We start from the raw sequence: 19,475 nt of genomic DNA, 5'->3' as shown, positions 1-19,475 counted from the left end.
GCTAATTGGAGCCCGTCCGCCATGAGCCTGCGCAACATTCTTGCCCGCTTCCGGATTGCCGGCCAGAACGCCCTGGACCTGGCAATGACCGTTGAATCCCGTCCCAGCTCCTTGGTTAACAAGGATTTTCGGGAGTTTACCGCACCCATGCGTCAGCAGCGTGGCGGTGCCTTGCACCTTGCCTCGCACAAGGGTGACCGACTGCGCCGAATCGGGACTATCCCGGATTTGGGAGGAAATGTCCCGTGAATGGGATTCTGACGCCCGAGGTCCTGGTTCTCGGCGGCACCGGTGCCGTGGGCCAGGGTGTGGTCGGCGCATTGCTGGAGGCCGGCAGCCCCGTGCTGGTGGTCGGCCGCGATCCCGGCCGCCTGGCGGCGTTGCACGAGCAGTTTGCTGATGAGCCGGGCCTGCAGACGATGCTGGGCTCGCTCAGCGACGACAGTTCGGCACGTGCGCTGGCCGAACGCGTGGCGCAGCGCCCGCGCCCGCTGGCAGCGGTGGTTGCCGCGATGGGCGGCCCGTACAACCGTGGCCGCGTGGTCGAGCGTGGCGGTGACGCCCTGTCGGCGGCATTGCAGGCGGACCTGATGCCGCATGTGCACGCAGTGCACCACCTGCTGCCGCTGCTGCAGGACAACGTGCATGCTCGCCGCTACGTGATGATCGGCAGCCCGGCCGGGCTCAAGCCCTGGGCAGGCTATGGCGAGACCTCGATCACCACCGCCGCGCTGCGCATGTACGCGCAGGTGGTGCACCAGGAAGCGCAGGCCGTGGGCGTACGCGCGCAGATGCTGGAAGTGTGCAGTCCGGTCTGCACGCCGGCCAACGCTGCCAACGCCTGTATTGAATGGCCGAGTTCACTGCTGGTCGGTCGCCGCGTGGTGTCCCTGCTCGACGGGTGCCGCGACAACCGCGCAATCGTCCGTTGCGATAGCAGTGATGCCGAACTGCCACGCGGCCTGCTGCACCTGGAAAGACCGCCGCTGTGGCGCGACACCGCAGGCGTTGCTTGACCTCGACTTTGGTTGAGGTCGCAGGATACGCCGCCGAAAGTTGATAGCAATTCTCAAATAGCTGTACCACCCCTCCGTACGGATGCATGCCATGACTTCCCCCAATACCACTCCACATCGTTTCGGTCATCGCATCGCGATGGCTGGCGTGTCGATCCTCGCTGCCGCCGTCCTGGCGGCCTGCAGCGGTGGCCATGCCGAAGAAGCCGGCGCGCCGCCCCCGCCGCAGGTCTCAGCTGCCCCCGTGCTGCTCAAGCAGGTCAGCCAGTGGGATGAATTCAGCGGTCGCGTCGAGGCCGTGCAGAGCGTCGAGCTGCGCCCGCGCGTGTCCGGCTACATCGACAAGGTCAACTACGTTGAAGGCGAAGAAGTGAAGAAGGGCGCCGTCCTGTTCACCATCGATGCCCGCAGCTACCAGGCCGAGTACGATCGCGCCAACGCCGAGCTGGCCCGTGCGCGTACCCAGGCGGTGCTGGCCCGCAGCGAATCCGAGCGTGCCAAGCGCCTGGCCGAACAGCAGGCGATTTCCACCGAGACCGCCGAACAGCGTCGTGCGGCCGCCGACCAGTCCGGTGCGGCGGTGCAGGCTGCGCAGGCAGCGGTGGATGCCGCCCGCCTCAACCTGGAGTTCACCAAGGTGCGTGCGCCGATCGACGGCCGTGCCGGCCGGGCGATGGTCACCGCCGGCAACCTGGTCACCGCCGGCGACAGCGCCAGCGTGCTGACCACGCTGGTCTCGCTGGATACGGTGTTCGTGTACTTCGATGCCGACGAAAGCACCTTCCTGCGCTACGCGCAGATGGCGCGCAAGGGCGAGCGCCCGAGCGAGCGCGACAGCGAGCTGCCGGTGAAGATCGGCCTGTCCGGTGAAGAAGGCTACCCGCACTCGGGCAAGGTCGACTTCCTCGACAACCAGGTGACCCGCAGCACCGGCACCATCCGCGTCCGCGCACTGCTGGACAACGCCGATCGCCAGTTCACCCCGGGCCTGTTCGCCCGCGTGCAGCTGCTCGGCAGCGGCCAGTTCCAGGCCATGCTGATCGACGACAAGGCCGTGCTGACCGACCAGGACCGCAAGTACGTCTATGTGGTCGACAAGGATGGCAAGGCCCAGCGCCGTGACATCCGCCTCGGCCGCACCGCCGAAGGCCTGCGCATCGTCGAGCAGGGCCTGGCCGCCGGTGACAAGGTGATCATCGATGGCGTGCAGAAGGTCTTCATGCCCGGTATGCCGGTGCAGGCGAAGGCGGTGGCGATGCAGCCCACCGCTGCGCCGGCGCCGGGTCGCGATGCAACTGCCGCACTGAACCACTGATCCGCCGGCTCCTGATCCGCGTCCCCGCTTAGCTGCCGGTGCCAGCGGCAGCCGTCACTGCCTTCGCCAGATTGGCGAGGGGCAGGGCGGCTGTTGCCCGCCGACGGCCTTTTCCAGGAATTCTTCCATGGACTTTTCCCGTTTCTTCATCGACAGGCCGATCTTCGCGGCGGTGCTGTCGATCGTGATCTTCGCCGCAGGCCTGATCTCGATTCCGATGCTGCCCATCGGTGAGTACCCCGAAGTGGTGCCGCCGTCGGTGGTCGTACGCACGGTCTACCCGGGCGCCAACCCGAAGGTGATCGCTGAAACCGTGGCCACCCCGCTGGAGGAGGCCATCAACGGCGTTGAGGGCATGATCTACCTCAAGTCGGTGGCCGGTTCCGACGGCGTGCTGCAGATGACCATCACCTTCCGCCCGGGCACCGACCCGGACGAAGCGGCGGTGAAGGTACAGAACCGCGTTGCCCAGGCCCAGGCGCGACTGCCCGAGGACGTGCGCCGGCAAGGCGTGACCACCCAGAAGCAGTCACCCACCTTCCTGATGGTGGTGCACCTGACCTCGCCCAACGGCAAGTACGACACCCTGTACCTGCGCAACTACGCCCGCCTGCACGTCAAGGACGCGCTGGCACGTATCCAGGGCGTCGGCGACGCACAGATCTTCGGCGGTGGTGACTATGCCATGCGCGCCTGGCTGGACCCGGACAAGGTTGCCGCGCGCGGCCTGACCGCCAGCGATGTGGTGCGCGCCATGCGCGAGCAGAACGTACAGGTCTCGGCCGGCCAGCTCGGCGCCGAGCCGATGCCCAACAGCCAGTTCCTGACCCTGATCAATGCCCAGGGCCGCCTGCGCAGCGAGCAGGAGTTCGGCGACATCGTGCTCAAGAGCGGCACCGACGGTGAAGTGGTGCGGCTGGCGGACGTGGCCCGGGTCGAACTGGGTGCCGGTGACTACACGCTGCGCTCGCAGCTGGACGGCAAGAACGCGGTGGGTATCGGTATCTTCCAGGCCCCCGGCGCCAATGCGCTGGAGATCCGCGATGCGGTGATGGCCAGCATGGACGAGATGCAGAAGACCATGCCGGCCGACGTGAAGTACGAAGCGGTGTATGACACCACCATCTTCGTGCGCGACTCGATCAAGGCCGTGGTCTCCACCCTGCTGGAAGCCATCGCGCTGGTGGTGCTGGTGGTGATCCTGTTCCTGCAGACCTGGCGTGCTTCGATCATCCCGCTCATCGCGGTGCCGGTGTCGATCGTCGGTACGTTCGGCGCGCTGTACCTGCTGGGCTTCTCGATCAACACGCTGAGCCTGTTCGGCCTGGTGCTGGCGATCGGCATCGTGGTCGATGACGCGATCGTGGTGGTGGAAAACGTTGAACGCAACATCGAAGAAGGCCTGACCCCGCTGGCCGCTGCGCATCAGGCGATGCGCGAAGTGTCCGGGCCGATCATCGCCATCGCGCTGGTGCTGTGTGCGGTGTTCGTGCCGATGGCGTTCCTGTCGGGCGTTACCGGTCAGTTCTACAAGCAGTTCGCGGTCACCATCGCCATCTCCACGGTGATCTCGGCGATCAACTCGCTGACCCTGTCGCCGGCCCTGGCGGCCCGCCTGCTCAAGCCGCATGGCGCGCCGAAGGATGCCCCGACCCGCATCATCGACCGTCTGTTCGGCTGGGTGTTCCGTCCGTTCAACCGCTTCTTCAAGTCCAGCTCTGAAAAGTACGAGCGTGGCGTGTCGAAGATCCTCGGTCGTCGTGGTGCGGTGTTCGTGGTGTATGCGGTGCTGCTGGTGGGTACCGGCTTCATCTTCAAGCTGGTGCCGCCGGGCTTCATTCCGACCCAGGACAAGCTGTACCTGATCGCCGGCGTGAAGCTGCCGGAGGGTTCGTCGATCGCGCGTACCGATGAAATGCTGCGCAAGGTCGCCAAGATCGCCCAGGAAACCGACGGTGTGGCTCACACCATTTCGTTCCCGGGCCTGAATGCTCTGCAGTTCACCAATACGCCCAACACCGGTGTTGCGTTCATTCCGCTCAAGCCGTTCAGCGAGCGCCATGGCCGCACCGCGGCGCAGATCAATGCGGAGATCAACCAGAAGATCGCAGGCCTGCAGGAAGGGTTCGCCTTCGCCATGATGCCGCCGCCGATCCTCGGCCTCGGTAACGGCAACGGCTACCAGATGTTCATCCAGGACCGTGGCAACCTCGGCTATGGCGCATTGCAGAACGCGGTGCAGTCGATGCAGGGTGCGGTTGCACAGACCCCGGGCATGGCCTTCCCGATCACCAGCTATCAGGCCAACGTGCCGCAGCTGGATGCCGAGGTGGACCGTGTCAAGGCGAAGGCCCAGGGCGTACAGCTGACCGAGTTGTTCGACACGCTGCAGACCTACCTGGGTTCGGCCTACGTCAACGACTTCAACCAGTTCGGACGTACCTGGCAGGTGATCGCACAGGCCGATGGCCAGTTCCGTGACAGCGTCGAGGACATCGGCAAGCTGCGGACCCGCAACGACCGTGGCGAGATGGTGCCGATCGGCTCGATGGTCACCGTCAAGGAAACCTACGGTCCGGACCCCGTGCTGCGCTTCAACGGCTACCCGGCCGCTGACCTGGCCGGTGAAGCCGACCCGCGTGTGCTGTCCTCGGCCGAAGCGATGAACAACCTCACCGCCATCGCCGCCAAGGTGCTGCCGGTGGGCATGGCTACCGAATGGACCGACCTGAGCTACCAGCAGGCGACCCAGGGCAAGGCGGCCTTCATCGTGTTCCCGGTGGCGATCATGCTGGCGTTCCTGGTACTGGCCGCGCTGTACGAAAGCTGGTCGCTGCCGCTGGCGGTGATCCTGATCGTGCCGATGACCCTGCTGTCCGCGCTGTTCGGCGTGTGGATGACCGGCGGCGACAACAACGTGTTCGTGCAGGTCGGCCTGGTGGTGCTGATGGGCCTGGCGTGCAAGAACGCGATCCTGATCGTCGAGTTCGCCAGAGAGCTGGAAATGGGCGGCAAGGGCATCGTCGAAGCGGCACTGGAAGCCTGCCGCCTGCGTCTGCGCCCGATCGTGATGACCTCCATCGCCTTCATCGCCGGCACCGTGCCGCTGGTGCTGTCGCATGGCGCTGGCGCCGAAGTGCGCTCGGTGACCGGCATCACGGTGTTCGCCGGCATGCTGGGCGTGACCCTGTTCGGCCTGTTCCTGACCCCGGTGTTCTACGTGGCACTGCGCAAGTTCGTCACCCGCAACGGTGGTGGCCAGCTGGTGCAGCACGGCGAGCCGACCATCCACCACTGACATGGAAAACAGCGGCGCCGGCAATCACCGGCGCCCGCTTCCCCCCACCAAGGCAACGAATCCATGAACACCCATCAGAACAAGATCGCGCTGGTCACCGGCGCAACCCGCGGCATTGGCCTGGAAACCGTGCGACAGCTGGCACAGGCCGGCGTGCACACGCTGCTGGCCGGGCGCAAGCGCGAAACCGCAGTGGAACTGGCGTTGAAGCTGCAGGCCGAGGGCCTGCCGGTGGAAGCGCTGCAGCTGGACGTCAATGATGGCGCCAGCATCGCCGAGGCGGTCGAGCAGGTGCGTCAGCGCCATGGTCGTCTGGACATCCTGGTCAACAACGCCGGCATCATGATCGAGAACCCAGCGCAACTGCCGTCGGAGCAGTCGCTGGACACCTGGCGTCGCACGTTCGAGACCAACGTGTATGCGCTGGTGGCGGTGACCCAGGCCTTCCTGCCGCTGATCAAGCAGGCCAAGTCCGGCCGCATCGTCAACGTCTCCAGCATGCTCGGCTCGCAGACCCTGCATGCCGATCCGACCTCGGGCATCTACGACTTCAAGATCCCGGCCTACAACGCGTCCAAGGCCGCGGTGAACAGCTGGACCCTGGCCTTGGCCCATGAACTGCGCAGTACGCCGATCAAGGTCAACACCGTGCACCCCGGCTACGTGAAAACCGATATGAACGGTGGCAACGGCGAGATTGAAATCGCCGAGGGCGCGCGTTCCAGCGTGCAGATGGCGCTGATCGGCGAGTCCGGCGCCAGCGGCAGCTTCACCTACCTGGGCGAGGTGCTGCCATGGTGATCCGCACCCTGGCGATGGCCGTCTCCAGCCTGGTGCTGGCGGGCTGTGTCAGCGTCGGCCCCAACTACAAGGCACCGGTGCAGGAGCCCGTCGTCCTGCAGGGTGCACAGCAGCCGGTCTTCAGCACCACCTCGCCGGTGGCCAGCTGGTGGGCGCAGTTCGATGACCCGGTGCTTGAAGAACTGGTGCACGGCGCGCTGTCGGACAACCTGGACCTGCGCGTGGCTGTCGCCCGTGTCAGCCAGGCCCGTGCCGTGTTTGTCGAGAGCCGCTTCGACCAGGCGCCACACGTTACCGCTGGCGGCAGCTACGACCGCCGCAAGCAACCCGATCCGCAGCTGGGTGGGCAGCGGGTGTTCAGTGAAAGCTACCAGCTCGGCTTCGATGCGGGCTGGGAGCTGGATCTGTTCGGCCGCAAGCGCCGTGCTGCAGAGGCTGCGCGTGCCGACCTGGACGCCGAGCAGGCCAACCTTGCCGACGCGCAGGTGCTGATCGCTGCCGAAGTGGCACGCAACTACTTCGAACTGCGTGGCACCCAGAAGCGCATCGCGGTGGCCCAGCGCACCCTGGTCAACCTGCGCGATACGCAGCGGCTGACCGAGGCGCGCTGGGAACTGGGTGCCGGCAGCGAGCTGGACGTGCAGAGCAGCCGCGCACGGTTGAAGGCCATTGAGGCCGACATCCCGCTGCTGGAAGTGGCCGAGACGCAGTCGCGCAACCGGTTGGCTGTCCTGCTTGGTCAGCGTCCGGAGGTGCTGACCGCCATGCTGGCACCGCACGAAGTGCCGGCGTTTGCGAAGGCACTGCCGCTGGGTGATACCCGTGAACTGCTGCGCCAGCGTGCCGACGTGCGCGTGGCCGAGCGTCGCCTGGCTGCCGCCACCGCGCGTGTCGGCGTGGCCACGGCCGATCTGTTCCCGCGGTTGTCGCTGTCCGGTTTCGTCGGCTTCCTCGGCGGCGATGCCAGTGGCCTGGTCAACGGCAACAACAAGGCCTGGTCGCTGACCCCGTCGTTGAGCTGGGCGGCATTCGACTTCGGTACGGTCAAGGCACGCCTGCGTGCCAGCAAGGCCGAGGCCGAAGGCGTGGCCGCGCAGTACGAACAGGCGGTGCTGCTGGCGTTGGAAGACACCGAAAACGCGTTGACCCGCTACTCCAAGCAGCAGGCACGGTTGGCCATCGTGGTCGAGCAGGCGCAGGCGGCGCGGCGTGCCGAATCGCTGGCGCAGATCCGCTACCGCGAAGGGTCGGAGGACTTCCTGACCCTGCTGGACGCGCAGCGCACGCAGCTGGTGGCCGATGATGCACTGGCGGCCGCCGAATCAGAGGTCAATGTCAGTGTCGTGGGCGTGTACAAGGCACTCGGTGGCTGGGGCCAGTCACCGCAGGCGCCGAGCGTGGCGCAGGCGCGCTGAGCGACAGGGGACGGAAGCATCTGCTTCCGTCCCTTTTTTCATCATGGCCAATGGTTGGCCGGAGCATCGTGATCACGCATGCGCACGATGCAGAATCGATGACCGGTGGGCGCTTCCATCACCCACCAGCGTTTGACGAAACCGACCCGGCGGGCACCGAGTTTTTCCAGCCTTGCGGCTTCGGCGTCGATGTCGTCGCTTTCGATATCCAGATGCACCCGCGACGGGTGATCGACCCGCTGCACTTCCACGTTCAATCCCGCCGGCGCGCCCGTCAGATCGGCATACTCTGCGTCGCCTTCAGCACGGGCGGGCTCGGCCTGCAGGCCCAGCGCTGCGGCCCAGAAGCGCGCGCTGTCTTCGGCGGGTGTGTCCTGGCAATCGATGATGAACCCGGCCAGTCGGCTGCGATGGGTCATGCGTTGTCTCCGCTCAACGAGGATGCTGGCAGGGTAGCGCGTGGGCCGCCGTGGACGTTCTCGCCACTGTGACGTTTCTGACTCTGCCGGAAGTGCCGCCCTCCGTGTAACTAGTGGGGAAAAACCACGGGAGCACAGGACATGGGCGAACAGAAGCAATCGGCGCAACGGACGCTGCTCGGTGATCCCGGCCTGCCAGGGGCCGGGCTGTCGGTCGGCGTGGTGGTGTTATTGGTACTGGCAGCGATGGCCGCGGTGATCGGCTTCGTGCGCCTGCCCGATTCAATGCTGGGTGTTGGCCTTGTCGGCATTGCGGTGTTCCTTGCCGTCGGCGCACGCATCTGCCAGGCGCGCGACCAGCATCAGGCGTTGTACCGCCTGCTGGGCAAGCGACCGTCGCCGTAGCGAGGGTCGCTGCATTGTTCAGTGCTTCGGCCAGTCCAGCTCAACGACCAGCGGGAAGTGGTCGGAGGGCAGTACGCCGTCGATGCGGCGGTCATCGGTCAGGAAGCTGCGCGCGTGGAAGCCACGTACCAGCACCCAGTCCAGCTCGGCGGTCGCCGTTCCTGTGAAGTTGTGGAAGGTCAGGCGCGGACCCTGCGGCGACTTGACCTGGCGACGGGTGTCCTGAAGCACCCGGGTGAAGGCCTGATAGGTGCCGCCGCCGGGCTCGCTGTTGAAATCACCGGTCAGTACCACCGGCAGGTCGGAAGGCAGCGCGGCCACGCGCGTGGCAATCAGTTCGGCTCCCTTGATCCGGCGCGGCTCGTCCTCGTCGCGGTAGGGCAGGTGGGTGTTCATGAAGTAGAAGCGACGGCCATCATCCAGGCGGCGGAACACGGCCCAGGTGACCATGCGCGGGAACAGGTTGCCCCAGCTGATGCTGCCTGCGACCTCGGGCGTATCGGACAGCCAGAAATTGCCTGACTCTTCCACCGCCAGCACCTTGCTGTCGTAGAACACGCCCATGTGTTCGTCGCCACTGCCACCGCGGCGGCCTTCGCCGAACCAGCGATAGTCGGGCAGATGTTCGGCCAGGTAATTGGCCTGCTCCAGCACCAGCTCCTGGGTGCCGATCACCGCCGGATGCGCCTGCTGGATCACCTTGACCATGGCATCGCGGCGGTCTTCCCAGCGCTTGCCAGGGTCGGTGTCGGCAGGGGTGCGTACGTTGAAGGACATCACCTTCAACGGCGCGGGCGATGCTGCCCAGGTGGCGGCGGGCAGTGCAAAAGCCAGGAGTGCGCAGAGCGCGGACGTGCGAAAGCGAGACAACATCGTGGAATCCCTCCATTCCATGAAAGCGGTTTCATGGAGGATGCCATGGAAGGCGAGGGCAGCGGTATGCCGGGATGGGCGGCTGCAAGGGCCGGGCGGACGGCGTGCGACCGCCCGGCTGATGCCACTGAGCGATCAGGGGTCGTACATCATCCCGTTCTCGTCGCGGTTGTAGTGGTCGCTGGCCACGCGGGTGCCATCGTCATAGACCACGTACAGCGTGCAACGCTGGTGGATGCCGAAGCCGGCCCGGAAGGGCACGCACTCTTCCTGCAGGCCGACCTCTTCGGCGGCATTTGCCGGTGCCGAAGGCACCAGCGCGGCAAGCGCCAGCACGGCACCGAATGAACACGCGAACAGTTTCTTGTGCAGCATCATCGAACACGCTCCTTGTTGTCGTGGGTGCTACCAGACTCCATTGATGCAATGACTGCCGACCGCCGCTGGCAACAGCGTGCCGGCGCCGCACCTGCAGCAGAACACAGGCGCGGTCCTGTGTAGCACGCAGCCTGCGTCGGCAGGAAGTGCCTGTCCTCTCAGCGACCGGCCAACGCATCCAGCAGGGTGCGCGCAGCCAGCTTGCCCAGCGCATTGCCCGCCAGCGGGCTGTCGCCGGTCAACAGCAGGCGGTCCTGCATCACGCTGCCATCGATGCCCTCGTTGACGATCTGCACGCCCTGCTGGGCCAGGCGCTCACCGAAGAACCACGGCAGTTGACCAGGCATGTAGCCGATATCCGGGGTCTGCCGGTCCATCGCATCGGGGAAGGCGCAGATCCGATGCCCGCGGAACAATGAACCGCCACCGGCTTCATCCACGCCGGCCGCCAGCAGCGCGGCAGGGCCGTGACAGAGGGTGATGATGTGACGTTGATTGTCCACCGCCCACTGCAGGGTGGCCTTCACCGCGCGGCTTTCCGGCAGGCCGATCAACGCACCGTGACCGCCGGGAATGAACACCGCGGCGTAGTCCGAACCGGCATCGAGTGCCCTCGCCACGTCGTCCAGGTGCAGAGGCTGGCGGAAGCGGGATTCGTAGCGTTCGTACAGGCCGCCGATCTCGCGGTCTTCGCGTGGGAACGCCCACCATTCAAACTTCACCGGGTTGCCCGACAGCGTCGCCACGTCGATGCCGAAACCGGCCTTGTGCAGGTGATACATCGGCAGCAGCGTCTCCACCGGATGGTTGCCGGTCGAGAACAGATGGCCGTTGGCGGTCGGCAGATAACGTTCGTCGGCGGCGATCATCAGCACTTTCCAGCGTCCGTCACGGCGGGCATCGGGATAGTCCGCGCCGGACAGATCGGTGGTTGCCGAAGTGAACTGGGACAGCGAGTACGGCGACGGGAAAAACGCATCCCGCTCGGCCGGATCGGGGCTGGGCTGACGGCTGGGTTCTGACGTGTTCATGCGGACCTCCTGCGGAAGAGAGTGGTCACCTTAGCCAGAGCGATGCGTACGCACGATGAGGGATTTCCCCCAATGCGATCAGGCAGGGTGCGCTTGCTGAACCCGCTGGTAGGCGTCGTCCAGCATTGCCAGGAAAGCCTGTCGCTGCGCGGCATCAAGCACCACCGCGCGTTCGAACGCATCCACGCTCGCACTCCAGTCCGCCAGTGTGTCGTCGTTGTAGAGGGCCTGATGCCGTTCCCATGCTCCGCCTGCCTTCAGGTACAGCCACTTGTCGAACAAGTGCAGCGGGCTGCCGTTGTCCAGTCGCAGGGGGCGGGTGGTCCTGGTGTGGGCCAGCACGCTGCGCAGCGCAGGTGAATCGTGAAGCTGGCCTGCCCAGATGTGGTTGCCAAGATGTTGCTCGGCAAAGCGCAGGATCGCCTGGTGATCATCCTCCAACCCGGCCTCGTAGAGTGCCTGCGGCACCCGCAGGTGCCGGCGATCGAACAGCCACTTCAGTACCAGCGTTGCCGCCTGCGGGGTGGTGTTGTGTTCATTGCCAGGGTCGAAATCATGATGGCCGATGAACTCGCGGTCCTCATGCAGATTGAGCTGGATGGTGTCCACGCGCTGCCTGCGCTTGCAGAACCAGAGCTTGATGTCGACGTCCCCGGTAAGCGGCTTTGCAAAGTAGGCGGTGTCGCCGAATTCTTCCAACCGGCCGTCGAAGTACGCCAGGCAGTCCTGGAGTGTGGCTGATGGCTGCACGTATCCGTCCCAGAAGCCTTCGGGCTTTGGCGGATTACCCTTGGGCCGGCGACTGAACAGGGTGGCGGACTTGAAGTGGCTCAGCAGGCTGCCACGCGCTCCGACGGTGGGCGGATAGAAGCGATCATTGATGATGTCGAAGGCAAAGTAGAACTCCATGTCGTGGAGCTTGTCCTTGACCGATTTCTGCCCCTGGTTCGCGCTGATCGTGGTCGGGGGCTTGCCGATACCGTGCTGCGCGAACCATGCCTGCAGATGAGCATCCGAGCCCTTGCTGCCGAGCAGCTCGACCAGTGTTGAGATATGCATTCCATTGCCTCGTTGTCGGTGGCCCGGACGGGAAAGCGCGGGCCATGGTTGCTGTAAGTCGTGCGCTACTTCGCCGGCAGAGGATGAGCCTCCATGTCCTCATGCAGGATGCGGCGAAGTTCGACGATGGCCGGCGTGGCTTCCTGCACGCTGTGACCGGACACGATCACCTTTTCCGAGACGGCCTTCGGCAGATGCGAGCTCCAGTAGGGAACCAGTCCATCGTCGGTCTTTTCAAGCGGGCCTTCGGCCTGGGTCCGCGCGATGATCGAGTGGTAACGCACCTTCGGCGATATCGGCAGATCGGCCACGGCCTTGACGAAGGCATCGTCCTTGTCCAGGTTCTGGATGCTGTTCATCTGGTAGCCGTGCTTGTCGTCGTTGCGCTCGACCTTGCCGTCGTTTGCCAATGTCGCGACATCCTCCAGCACCGTCAGCGGCAGGCGCACGAAGCGGCCGAGCCAGCGTCCCAGGCGCGTGCCGGCAACATCGGTGCCGCGATGGGGGGTAGCGATGAACACCACCCGTGAGATTTCCGGTTCCGGCTGGAATGTGAGCACTGGCGCGCCCTTCGTGCGCAGCAGTTCGCGCTGCGCCGGAGTCATCTGCGCAGTCGCCAGCAGGGTGTCGACCAGATGGTCGCCGGAGGAGGACACCATCAGCCGCGAAATCACCCCGCCCATGCTGTGCGCGACCACCACCATGTCGCGCGATGCCAGCGCCTTGCCGGTTGGGTCGAAGTGCTGCAGTGCCTCATGCAGGATCCGCCGGATCTCATCGTGGCTGAGGGCGATCGGCATGTTGGTCGGGTAGTAGAACTGCCAGATCTGGAAGTCGCCGCGGATCTCATCGTCACGCATCAGTTCGTTGGCCACGTTGACCCACGCCTCCGGGCTGCTGGCCAGGCCATGGATCATCAGCAGCACGCGGCGGTCCGGATCGTACGGCTGCATCATGAACAGATGCGGCTTGTCGATGCCGCCCTTGCCGCCGAACAGCGTACGCAGCGATTGCCGGCTGAAGTTGGAGCGGGCCAGCCACAGCGCGTAACCGGCGGTGAAGTTCGCCGCCAGTGGCACCTGTTCGCCGTGCAGTTCCACCACCGCCACCTGGTAGGGGTCGTGGATCTCCAGTTCCGGCTCGTCGTCGTGCAGCACTTCCCACAGGTTGTTGCCGGAAAAACGCAACAGCACGGTCATCGACGGCGACGGCATCTCGCTCCAGTCGCGCTCGGCCGTCGTTGCGGTACCAGCGGCGGCGGCCGCCAGGCCGGTGCTGGCCGGGTCTGCCATCACCGCCACCAGTTCGGCGCCGAAGCCATCGCGGCGATGCACGCTGCGCAGGGTGCCGGTGAAGGACATCGATGCGGCCGGTACCAGTTCCAGCGGCTCGCGGGTGTCCGCTGCCGGGCCATCGTCGGCAGGCGCCAGTACGAAGGTCCAGCGTCCCAGCTGGAACCGCCCGTTGTCGTTGCGCACCTGCTTGCTCGAATAGGCTTCGAACAGCAGCACGGCTGACTCCTGCACGGCCAGGTTGTAGTAGTCGCGCACCTGGGTCTGGCGGTCTTCGAAACCACGCTGGTTGGCGGTGCGTTCGGTGAAGAACAGATATGCATAGGATTGCCGCGCGATCTGCATCCACGCATCCAGGCGCGGCTGGAAGGTCGGGTCAGGCGGGGCGGTCGCGGCCTTGCTGCGGGCCACCGACGCCGACTCGCGCTTCGGCGCCGGCATCGTCATCGCGTACTGCACCCACAGTTCGGCCAGCGCCGAGCGCTTGTCTTCCTCGCGGACGACGATGCTGCCCTCCATCGCCTCGATGCAGGGCAGGCCGGGCTTGGCACAGGCGCCCTCGTCCAGGCCGGCCACGCGCAGGGTCTCCATGGTGGCCGCGCTGAGCTTGCCGCTGGTGAGAATGTCACCGCGCTTGAGCGCGATGTACTGTCCTGGCGTGACCGTGCCCACCTGCACCGATGGGCCGAACTGGCGCAGCGTCGCGCACCCGCTCAGGGCGAGCAGGGCAACGAGGACGAAGGTGGTGCGGATGACGCCGATGCCTGTTCTTTCCATGTGAACTCCCTGCGCTGGCGCCACTCTAGCGGCAGGCGTGTCAACGCGGAAGCAGGCCTGCGGCAGCGTCGGACCGTGCCCGGCGAACCCCGCCTGTCAGCCGGTCTCCCCGCAGATCATCCTTCGATCAGGCAGGTCACCGCAGCCGAATAACCTTCGTAGTCGTCACCGGCAGCCACATGCAGCGTGTGCGTGGCATCAATCTTCTTGAGGTAGGAAGGCGCTTCGGTCTCGGTCGCGTCGTTGACCGTCGTCACTCCCCAGGATCGGGCCAAACGCTGGTGATCGACGCCCTGCAGATACACATGCAGGCTCTTGTAGGGCTTGGAAATGCTCACATCCGCGCTGGCTACGGTGCCTCCGAACAGCGCCACCGGCTTGCCCTTGGGCTCGAACACGCTGCCGGGGTCGCGGCTCAGGCCGGCGGCATGGAATGCCTGCTCCACCTGCGCTTCAGTGAAATCGGAACCCGCCTTGCAGGCCAGCAGAGTTTCCAGCGCGGTGGTGCTGGTTGCCGGAGGTGCGGCAACAGCGGCGGTTGTCAAGGGCAGGCCCAGCATCAGGGCGATAAGCGGCTTGTTCATTGCAGATCCTTCTGTATGTCGCGGAGCAGCGGAGGCGCCGGCACCAAGTCCGGGAAGACAGGCTGAAGTGTGGGGCAGGGCAGCGTTGTCGGCTAGGCCCCCTCGCTGGGCTGCCAAGGGATTCCCCGATCAAGGGCATCCAAGGCCAGTTGCGCCCACTGGCGGACCTCTTCCAACGGATGCTGCAGCTCAGCCCGCAGGGTCGGGCTGACCGTGCTGTCGCCTGATTCGCCGAGCAGTTCCAGCAGCTTTCCGCGCGAGTAACCATCATCCACGGCCGGCAGCCGGGCAAGCAGATGCGGCACCGCAATGGCCACGGCCGGGCGAAGACCCCAATAGGCGTCTTCGAAGGTTGCCGGATCATGATCCAGGATCTGGTCGAGCCAGGAGACAACGTCGATTCTGTCGAGATCCATGGCAGCCCCTCCCGTAGCCAGGGATTACACCATCTGCACGCCAGAGTCGTCGGTTTCCACTGTGATCATTTCCACCAGTGCCCATAGGCCGGTGAACAGCACGCCGATCAAGAGCCAGCCCAACAACAGCGTGATCAGTAGTTGGCAGACCGCGCGTCCGTGGTAACCAGCATAGAAGTTGTGCACGCCGAAAATGCCCAGGAACAAGGCGAGCAGGATGTAGATGGCACGGTTCCTGGCGATAGGCGCGGATTGCGATACCGGTGCCGCATAGACAGCGTCGATTGGCTGCTGAGTGGCCGGTGGGGCAGCTGCATCGCAGGTCGGGCAGATCGCCGTATCGCTGCGTGCCTTGCAGTTGCATTCGGAGCTGTTCATCAACGCCACGGTGCTTCTCCTTGTCGAGGCAGCGGTTCTGGACCTGATGCGGCCAACAAAAAAGCCAGACCCCAATCGACGGGAGATCTGGCTTTTCGTGCCCCGAAGGGCGGTACAAATGGTGGAGGTGGGCGGAATTGAACCGCCGTCCGAAGGCACTCCATCCCCAGCACTACATGCTTAGCTCACCGTTGAATCTCATCCCCGAGCAGCACGGTGTGCAAAGCGCACCCGGGAACCAGCCTGTTGTGTTCTTGTGCCGGACTGACAGGCAGCCGCCCAGCGCGATTCCATGATAATGACTCTACGCTGCGAGCATGGACACAAGCAGTTTCGAGGCTCCGCCTAAGTCGGCAGAAGGTCACGCACCGCAGTTTTTAGGCTGCGAGAGCGACCGGAGCGTAGTTGTCGTCGTTGGCAACTAGAGTTTTGCAGCTGGATTTACGAGGAAAGCTACCCCCTCGGCATGCGCCAGGCGACTTCACAACCCCCGTCGAAACCAATGCACCCCCGGTTTCTTCAAGTTCTGCAAGGTACGAGGCCTGTTCCGTGTCGCCACGGTCAGTGCCTGCCCAACGCTGCGCATGCTACGCCAAAAAACCTGAACAGTCACCCGCTTCCGCAGGTCGCTTGCTAGCATCGGCGGTTCCGTTAGTCGCCCAGGGAATGGACCGCATGCAGCTCGAAATCGCCGTGACCGACGCCCCCAGCCCGCAAGCACTGGAGCTGATTGCCGATGGCCTGGATCAGTTCAATCTGCAGGCGGCCGGCCATGCCGATCGACGCACCTTGGCCGTGCTGGCCACCGATCCGGCCAGCGGCGAAGTGGTGGGTGGCTTGAGCGGGCGCACCTCGCTGGGCCTGTTGTTCATCGACCTGTTCTACCTGCCGCCCGCAAACCGGGGTAATGGCCTGGGGTCGCAGATGCTTGCCGCTGCCGAAGAGGAAGCACGCCGGCGCGGCTGCCGTTCCGCCGTGCTCTACACCATCAGCTTCCAGGCGCCGGACTTCTATGTGAAGCATGGCTGGACCGTATTCGGCCAGGTCCCGTGCGATCCGCCGGGGACCAGTCGCGTGTTCCTCAGCAAGGATCTCCGCGCGGCGTGAATGGCAGGCGTCGGCCGGTCGCCACGCCAATCCGCAACATGTTGTAGAGCGTCCGTCATAGCGGATTGCTAACGTCGTGGGCACGAATTTGCGACACACTGGCTACGACCATTCCAGCCAGAACAGATACGGAGACGGCCGGTGACCGAAGCAATGCAACAGCGCAGCCTGCGTCAGCTGGTTGGCCCGGTAGGGGCCGATTACCAGCGGCGGGCACTGCCGCCCGGCTGGGTCTGGGCGGTGCTGGCGGTGTTGTTGGCTGCAACCTGGGTAACCGAGTTGCCGGCCACGGCTGCAGCCGCGCTGATCGCCAGTGCGGTGGTGGTGCATTGGCCTCGGCGTGGCCGCTTCCATTGGCTGGGCTGGCGGCTGCCGGCCCTGGCGGTACTGGCCGCACTCCTGTGGGGTCCGGATGTGCTGTCACAGTGGTTCGAGCATGGCCTGGCCCTGACCCTCATGTCGCTGGCCAGCCTGAGCATTGGCGTGCACGTGTGGCAGTCGCGGCAACTGGCGCGGCAGCTGCAGGCCTCCGCCGACGCGCTGGACGACGCCCAGTTGCTGGCCCTGCTGCCCGTCGATGCGGCGCGGCTGGCACAGCAGTGGCGTGCCGGTGATGATCGCCATGCTCCTGAGCTGTCGGTGGTGATGCACCTGGCAGTGATGCACGCGGCGCTGTCACCGCGTCTGCGCGGGCAGGGCATGCTGGCGGGTTGAGTCGTTGCCCGAAACGGTGGGCGACGCCCCGCGCTTGGGCAGTCTGGCGCAGTCCTTCGAAAGCCGACGGAGGGGCCGTGGGCTAAAGGCCTGGCAGCACCTTGCGCAGATAGATCCGCTCGTGGCCCGGCGGGCAATCGGGGAGCCGCCCGAACACTTCATAGCCCTGTCGCAGGTAGAAGTGTTCGGCCTGCCAGTCGAAGGTGTCGAGCATCACCCCGCACGCACCAGCGTCACGGGCCTGGGTCTCGGCATCCGCCAACAGGCGCTGGCCGATGCCACGCCCGCGAAGTTCCGGGTCGACCCACAGGACATGCACCTGCAGCCAGCCTGCGCAGACATCGGCAAGCAGTCCGCCCCGCAGTTCACCTTGTTCATCGCGCCAGGCCAGCCGGACCGGCACGTCTTCGAAGTCGAAACCGCTGCTGGCGCGGTTGAACGCAGACAACCGCGCGCACAGCTCGCGCGCGTCTTCAGCATTGGCCGCCGCAGGAGCGTCGGCGCGCTCCATCAGGCGTCGCGGTTGCCGCGACGCATTACCCGCTGCTTCTCGATCGCCCAGTCACGATCCTTGGCGGCATCGCGCTTGTCGTGGGTCTGCTTGCCCTTGGCCAGCGCCACTTCCAGCTTGATCTTGTTCTTGCTCCAGTACATGGCGGTGGGCACGATCGTGTAGCCATCACGCTCGACCTTGCCAACCAGCTTGTCGATCTCGCTCCGGTGCAGCAGCAGCTTGCGCTCGCGCCGGTCGTTGGCCACCACGTGGGTGGAGGCCTGGATCAGCGGGGTGATCTGCGCGCCGATCAGGAAGATCTCGCCGTCCTTCACATAGGCGTAGGCGTCGACGATGTTGCCGCGGCCAGCGCGGATCGACTTCACTTCCCAGCCCTGCAGGGCCAGGCCGGCTTCGAAGCGGTCTTCGATGTGGTACTCGTGACGGGCACGCTTGTTCAACGCGATGGTCTTGTTGGCCGTCGCGCTCTTTGCTTTATCCTTGCCGGTGTTCTTGCTCATTTCCGTATTGTCTCCGATTCGGGCCCGCCCGGTCGATTGCCGAAGCGTCCTGTATTCATGCCTACTATCCGCCGCAGTGCCCTGGTCGAACATTCGGCCGCGCGCATGTTCGATCTGGTCAACGACGTCCAGGCCTATCCGCGCCGCTTCCGCTGGTGCTCCGACGCCCGCATCCTCGAGCAGGGCGAAGACCGGCTGGTCGCTCGCCTGGACCTGGGCTTGGGTTCGTTCAGCACCTGGTTCCAGACCGAAAACACCCTGCAACGCCCGCACAGCATCGACATGCAGCTGCGCGAGGGGCCGTTCAAGCAACTGCACGGCCGCTGGGAATTCCACGCCCTGGCGGAAGATGCCTGCAAGGTCACCCTCACCCTGGACTTCGAGCCGAGTTCACGCCTGCTGGGTCCGGCGCTGGCCATCGGCTTCCAGGGATTGGCCGATCGCATGGTCAACGATTTCGTCCGCGTCGCCGACGAGGGCTGAACGATGATCGAGGTCGAGGTCGTGCTGGCCTGGCCACACCAGGTGCTGTCGCGCCGGCTGCAGCTGGAGGAGGGGGCGACCGTGGCTGATGCCGTGGCAGCGGCCCGGCTCGAAGGCAGTGCCGACTGTCCTGCCGCCGCCGTGCATGGCGTACTGGCGCAGCCGCATCAGGTGCTGCTGGATGGTGATCGTGTGGAGCTGCTGCGTGGCCTGCAGGCCGACCCGAAGGACAACCGCCGGCGACGCGCGCGCGGCGGTTGATCTCCAAGGCCCGTCCGGAGGACGGGCAGGGTGGCTCAGCGGCCGCCCTTCTTCTTCTTGTCCTTCGGCAGATTGCGGCCGAACTGGCGCACGGTCTGCTGGGCAAGGGCCTTGTCGTTGGCCGGGAAGTAATCGCCTTCCCAGCGGGTGACCACATCATTTTCGAAGTACACGACGAAATTCTTCACGTCGGTACGGCCCAGGCGGTTCACGCGCTCGGTCGAGGTGTAGTCCCAACGCTGGGCGTGGAACGGATCCGGCACCGACGGGGTGCCCAGCAGGGCAGTGACCTGCTGCTTGCTCTGCCCGACCTGCAGTTTGGCAACGGCATCTTCCCGGATCAGGTTGCCCTGGTAGATGGGTTGCTTGTAGATGATGCCGCACCCGGTGGTGGACAAGGCGACGGCGGCGACCAACAGGAGATTGCGCATCGGGACTG

At 65.4% G+C, this 19,475-nt stretch carries 23 protein-coding genes and 1 other RNA gene; 11 read left to right on the top strand and 13 right to left on the bottom strand.

The features are described 5' to 3' along the window. The first annotated feature begins 21 nt into the window (after positions 1 to 21). The 6 genes from AC1DCU_RS07470 (at position 22) to AC1DCU_RS07445 (ending at position 7,845) form a co-directional block, all read left to right on the top strand. The gene (locus tag AC1DCU_RS07470; protein ID WP_025878840.1) at positions 22 to 249 is read left to right on the top strand and encodes a hypothetical protein; all 228 of its coding nucleotides are present in this window, start codon (positions 22 to 24) and stop codon (positions 247 to 249) included. Continuing rightward, complete coding sequence (locus AC1DCU_RS07465; protein ID WP_442251954.1) at positions 246 to 1,016, top strand: SDR family NAD(P)-dependent oxidoreductase; 771 nt, start codon at positions 246 to 248, stop codon at positions 1,014 to 1,016. The genes AC1DCU_RS07470 and AC1DCU_RS07465 overlap by 4 nt, the downstream gene beginning before the upstream one ends. 91 nt (positions 1,017 to 1,107) lie before the next feature. Further along, complete coding sequence (locus tag AC1DCU_RS07460; protein ID WP_025878842.1) at positions 1,108 to 2,331, top strand: efflux RND transporter periplasmic adaptor subunit; 1,224 nt, start codon at positions 1,108 to 1,110, stop codon at positions 2,329 to 2,331. Positions 2,332 to 2,458: 127 nt separating this feature from the next. Next, a complete protein-coding gene (locus tag AC1DCU_RS07455; RefSeq protein WP_025878843.1) occupies positions 2,459 to 5,629 on the top strand; it encodes an efflux RND transporter permease subunit in 3,171 nt (1,056 codons plus the stop codon). Between the two features lie 63 nt (positions 5,630 to 5,692). After that, a complete protein-coding gene (locus AC1DCU_RS07450; protein ID WP_025878844.1) occupies positions 5,693 to 6,430 on the top strand; it encodes an SDR family oxidoreductase in 738 nt (245 codons plus the stop codon). Continuing rightward, the gene (locus tag AC1DCU_RS07445) at positions 6,424 to 7,845 is read left to right on the top strand and encodes an efflux transporter outer membrane subunit (RefSeq protein WP_025878845.1); all 1,422 of its coding nucleotides are present in this window, start codon (positions 6,424 to 6,426) and stop codon (positions 7,843 to 7,845) included. Before AC1DCU_RS07450 ends, AC1DCU_RS07445 begins: the two co-directional genes overlap by 7 nt. A 41-nt stretch (positions 7,846 to 7,886) precedes the next feature. Here the strand turns inward: AC1DCU_RS07445 and AC1DCU_RS07440 are convergent, their stop codons facing one another. After that, positions 7,887 to 8,264, bottom strand: coding sequence for a VOC family protein (locus tag AC1DCU_RS07440; RefSeq protein ID WP_313115028.1), 378 nt, complete (start codon positions 8,262 to 8,264; stop codon positions 7,887 to 7,889). A 141-nt stretch (positions 8,265 to 8,405) separates the two neighbouring features. On the opposite strand from AC1DCU_RS07440, the gene AC1DCU_RS07435 reads away from it, so the two are divergent. After that, positions 8,406 to 8,669 carry a hypothetical protein gene (locus tag AC1DCU_RS07435; protein WP_025878847.1) on the top strand — a complete coding sequence of 88 codons (264 nt, stop codon included), beginning with the start codon at positions 8,406 to 8,408 and terminating at the stop codon, positions 8,667 to 8,669. Between the two features lie 18 nt (positions 8,670 to 8,687). Here the strand turns inward: AC1DCU_RS07435 and AC1DCU_RS07430 are convergent, their stop codons facing one another. From AC1DCU_RS07430 to ssrA, 9 genes are all read right to left on the bottom strand, one after another. After that, positions 8,688 to 9,542: an endonuclease/exonuclease/phosphatase family protein gene (locus AC1DCU_RS07430; RefSeq protein ID WP_033830850.1), complete on the bottom strand. Its 855-nt coding sequence runs from the start codon at positions 9,540 to 9,542 to the stop codon at positions 8,688 to 8,690. A 135-nt stretch (positions 9,543 to 9,677) separates the two neighbouring features. Beyond that, complete coding sequence (locus AC1DCU_RS07425) at positions 9,678 to 9,920, bottom strand: hypothetical protein (RefSeq protein ID WP_025878849.1); 243 nt, start codon at positions 9,918 to 9,920, stop codon at positions 9,678 to 9,680. 158 nt (positions 9,921 to 10,078) lie between these two features. After that, a complete protein-coding gene (gene hchA / locus AC1DCU_RS07420; RefSeq protein WP_313115024.1) occupies positions 10,079 to 10,951 on the bottom strand; it encodes a glyoxalase III HchA in 873 nt (290 codons plus the stop codon). A 78-nt stretch (positions 10,952 to 11,029) separates the two neighbouring features. Continuing rightward, positions 11,030 to 12,010, bottom strand: coding sequence for a hypothetical protein (locus tag AC1DCU_RS07415; protein ID WP_313115022.1), 981 nt, complete (start codon positions 12,008 to 12,010; stop codon positions 11,030 to 11,032). A 65-nt stretch (positions 12,011 to 12,075) separates the two neighbouring features. Next, positions 12,076 to 14,079, bottom strand: coding sequence for an esterase/lipase family protein (locus AC1DCU_RS07410; RefSeq protein ID WP_105163871.1), 2,004 nt, complete (start codon positions 14,077 to 14,079; stop codon positions 12,076 to 12,078). A 116-nt stretch (positions 14,080 to 14,195) separates the two neighbouring features. Beyond that, complete coding sequence (locus AC1DCU_RS07405; protein WP_442251957.1) at positions 14,196 to 14,663, bottom strand: hypothetical protein; 468 nt, start codon at positions 14,661 to 14,663, stop codon at positions 14,196 to 14,198. 92 nt (positions 14,664 to 14,755) lie between these two features. Next, positions 14,756 to 15,079, bottom strand: a complete 324-nt coding sequence (locus AC1DCU_RS07400; protein WP_032977815.1) for a HEAT repeat domain-containing protein — start codon at positions 15,077 to 15,079, stop codon at positions 14,756 to 14,758. Positions 15,080 to 15,103: 24 nt separating this feature from the next. Next, positions 15,104 to 15,457 carry a TM2 domain-containing protein gene (locus tag AC1DCU_RS07395; protein WP_051585128.1) on the bottom strand — a complete coding sequence of 118 codons (354 nt, stop codon included), beginning with the start codon at positions 15,455 to 15,457 and terminating at the stop codon, positions 15,104 to 15,106. Positions 15,458 to 15,576: 119 nt separating this feature from the next. Next, positions 15,577 to 15,969: a transfer-messenger RNA gene (gene ssrA / locus AC1DCU_RS07390) on the bottom strand. A 163-nt stretch (positions 15,970 to 16,132) separates the two neighbouring features. Between ssrA and AC1DCU_RS07385 the strand changes: the two genes are divergently transcribed. Both AC1DCU_RS07385 and AC1DCU_RS07380 read left to right on the top strand, forming a co-directional pair. Next, positions 16,133 to 16,564: a GNAT family N-acetyltransferase gene (locus AC1DCU_RS07385; RefSeq protein WP_032977930.1), complete on the top strand. Its 432-nt coding sequence runs from the start codon at positions 16,133 to 16,135 to the stop codon at positions 16,562 to 16,564. A 141-nt stretch (positions 16,565 to 16,705) separates the two neighbouring features. Beyond that, complete coding sequence (locus tag AC1DCU_RS07380; RefSeq protein ID WP_032977659.1) at positions 16,706 to 17,278, top strand: hypothetical protein; 573 nt, start codon at positions 16,706 to 16,708, stop codon at positions 17,276 to 17,278. Positions 17,279 to 17,360: 82 nt separating this feature from the next. On the opposite strand, the gene AC1DCU_RS07375 is transcribed toward AC1DCU_RS07380, so the two are convergent. Then, positions 17,361 to 17,789: a GNAT family N-acetyltransferase gene (locus AC1DCU_RS07375; RefSeq protein WP_032977656.1), complete on the bottom strand. Its 429-nt coding sequence runs from the start codon at positions 17,787 to 17,789 to the stop codon at positions 17,361 to 17,363. Further along, on the bottom strand, positions 17,789 to 18,292 hold the full coding sequence (gene smpB / locus AC1DCU_RS07370; protein WP_025878861.1) for an SsrA-binding protein SmpB: 504 nt from the start codon (positions 18,290 to 18,292) through the stop codon (positions 17,789 to 17,791). The genes AC1DCU_RS07375 and smpB overlap by 1 nt, the downstream gene beginning before the upstream one ends. A gap of 57 nt (positions 18,293 to 18,349) precedes the next feature. On the opposite strand from smpB, the gene AC1DCU_RS07365 reads away from it, so the two are divergent. Together AC1DCU_RS07365 and AC1DCU_RS07360 are read left to right on the top strand one after the other, a co-directional pair. After that, the gene (locus AC1DCU_RS07365; protein ID WP_025878862.1) at positions 18,350 to 18,775 is read left to right on the top strand and encodes a type II toxin-antitoxin system RatA family toxin; all 426 of its coding nucleotides are present in this window, start codon (positions 18,350 to 18,352) and stop codon (positions 18,773 to 18,775) included. Positions 18,776 to 18,778: 3 nt separating this feature from the next. Beyond that, positions 18,779 to 19,036, top strand: coding sequence for an RnfH family protein (locus tag AC1DCU_RS07360; RefSeq protein WP_032977653.1), 258 nt, complete (start codon positions 18,779 to 18,781; stop codon positions 19,034 to 19,036). A 35-nt stretch (positions 19,037 to 19,071) separates the two neighbouring features. Here AC1DCU_RS07360 and AC1DCU_RS07355 read toward each other — a convergent pair whose 3' ends face one another. Next, positions 19,072 to 19,467 carry an outer membrane protein assembly factor BamE gene (locus tag AC1DCU_RS07355; protein WP_032977650.1) on the bottom strand — a complete coding sequence of 132 codons (396 nt, stop codon included), beginning with the start codon at positions 19,465 to 19,467 and terminating at the stop codon, positions 19,072 to 19,074. Positions 19,468 to 19,475: the final 8 nt, after the last annotated feature.

It is taken from the genome of Stenotrophomonas sp. 10L48 (genome assembly GCF_056395105.1).
Note: the sequence above shows the minus strand (reverse complement) of the source record. Positions and strands in the feature narration are given on the sequence as shown.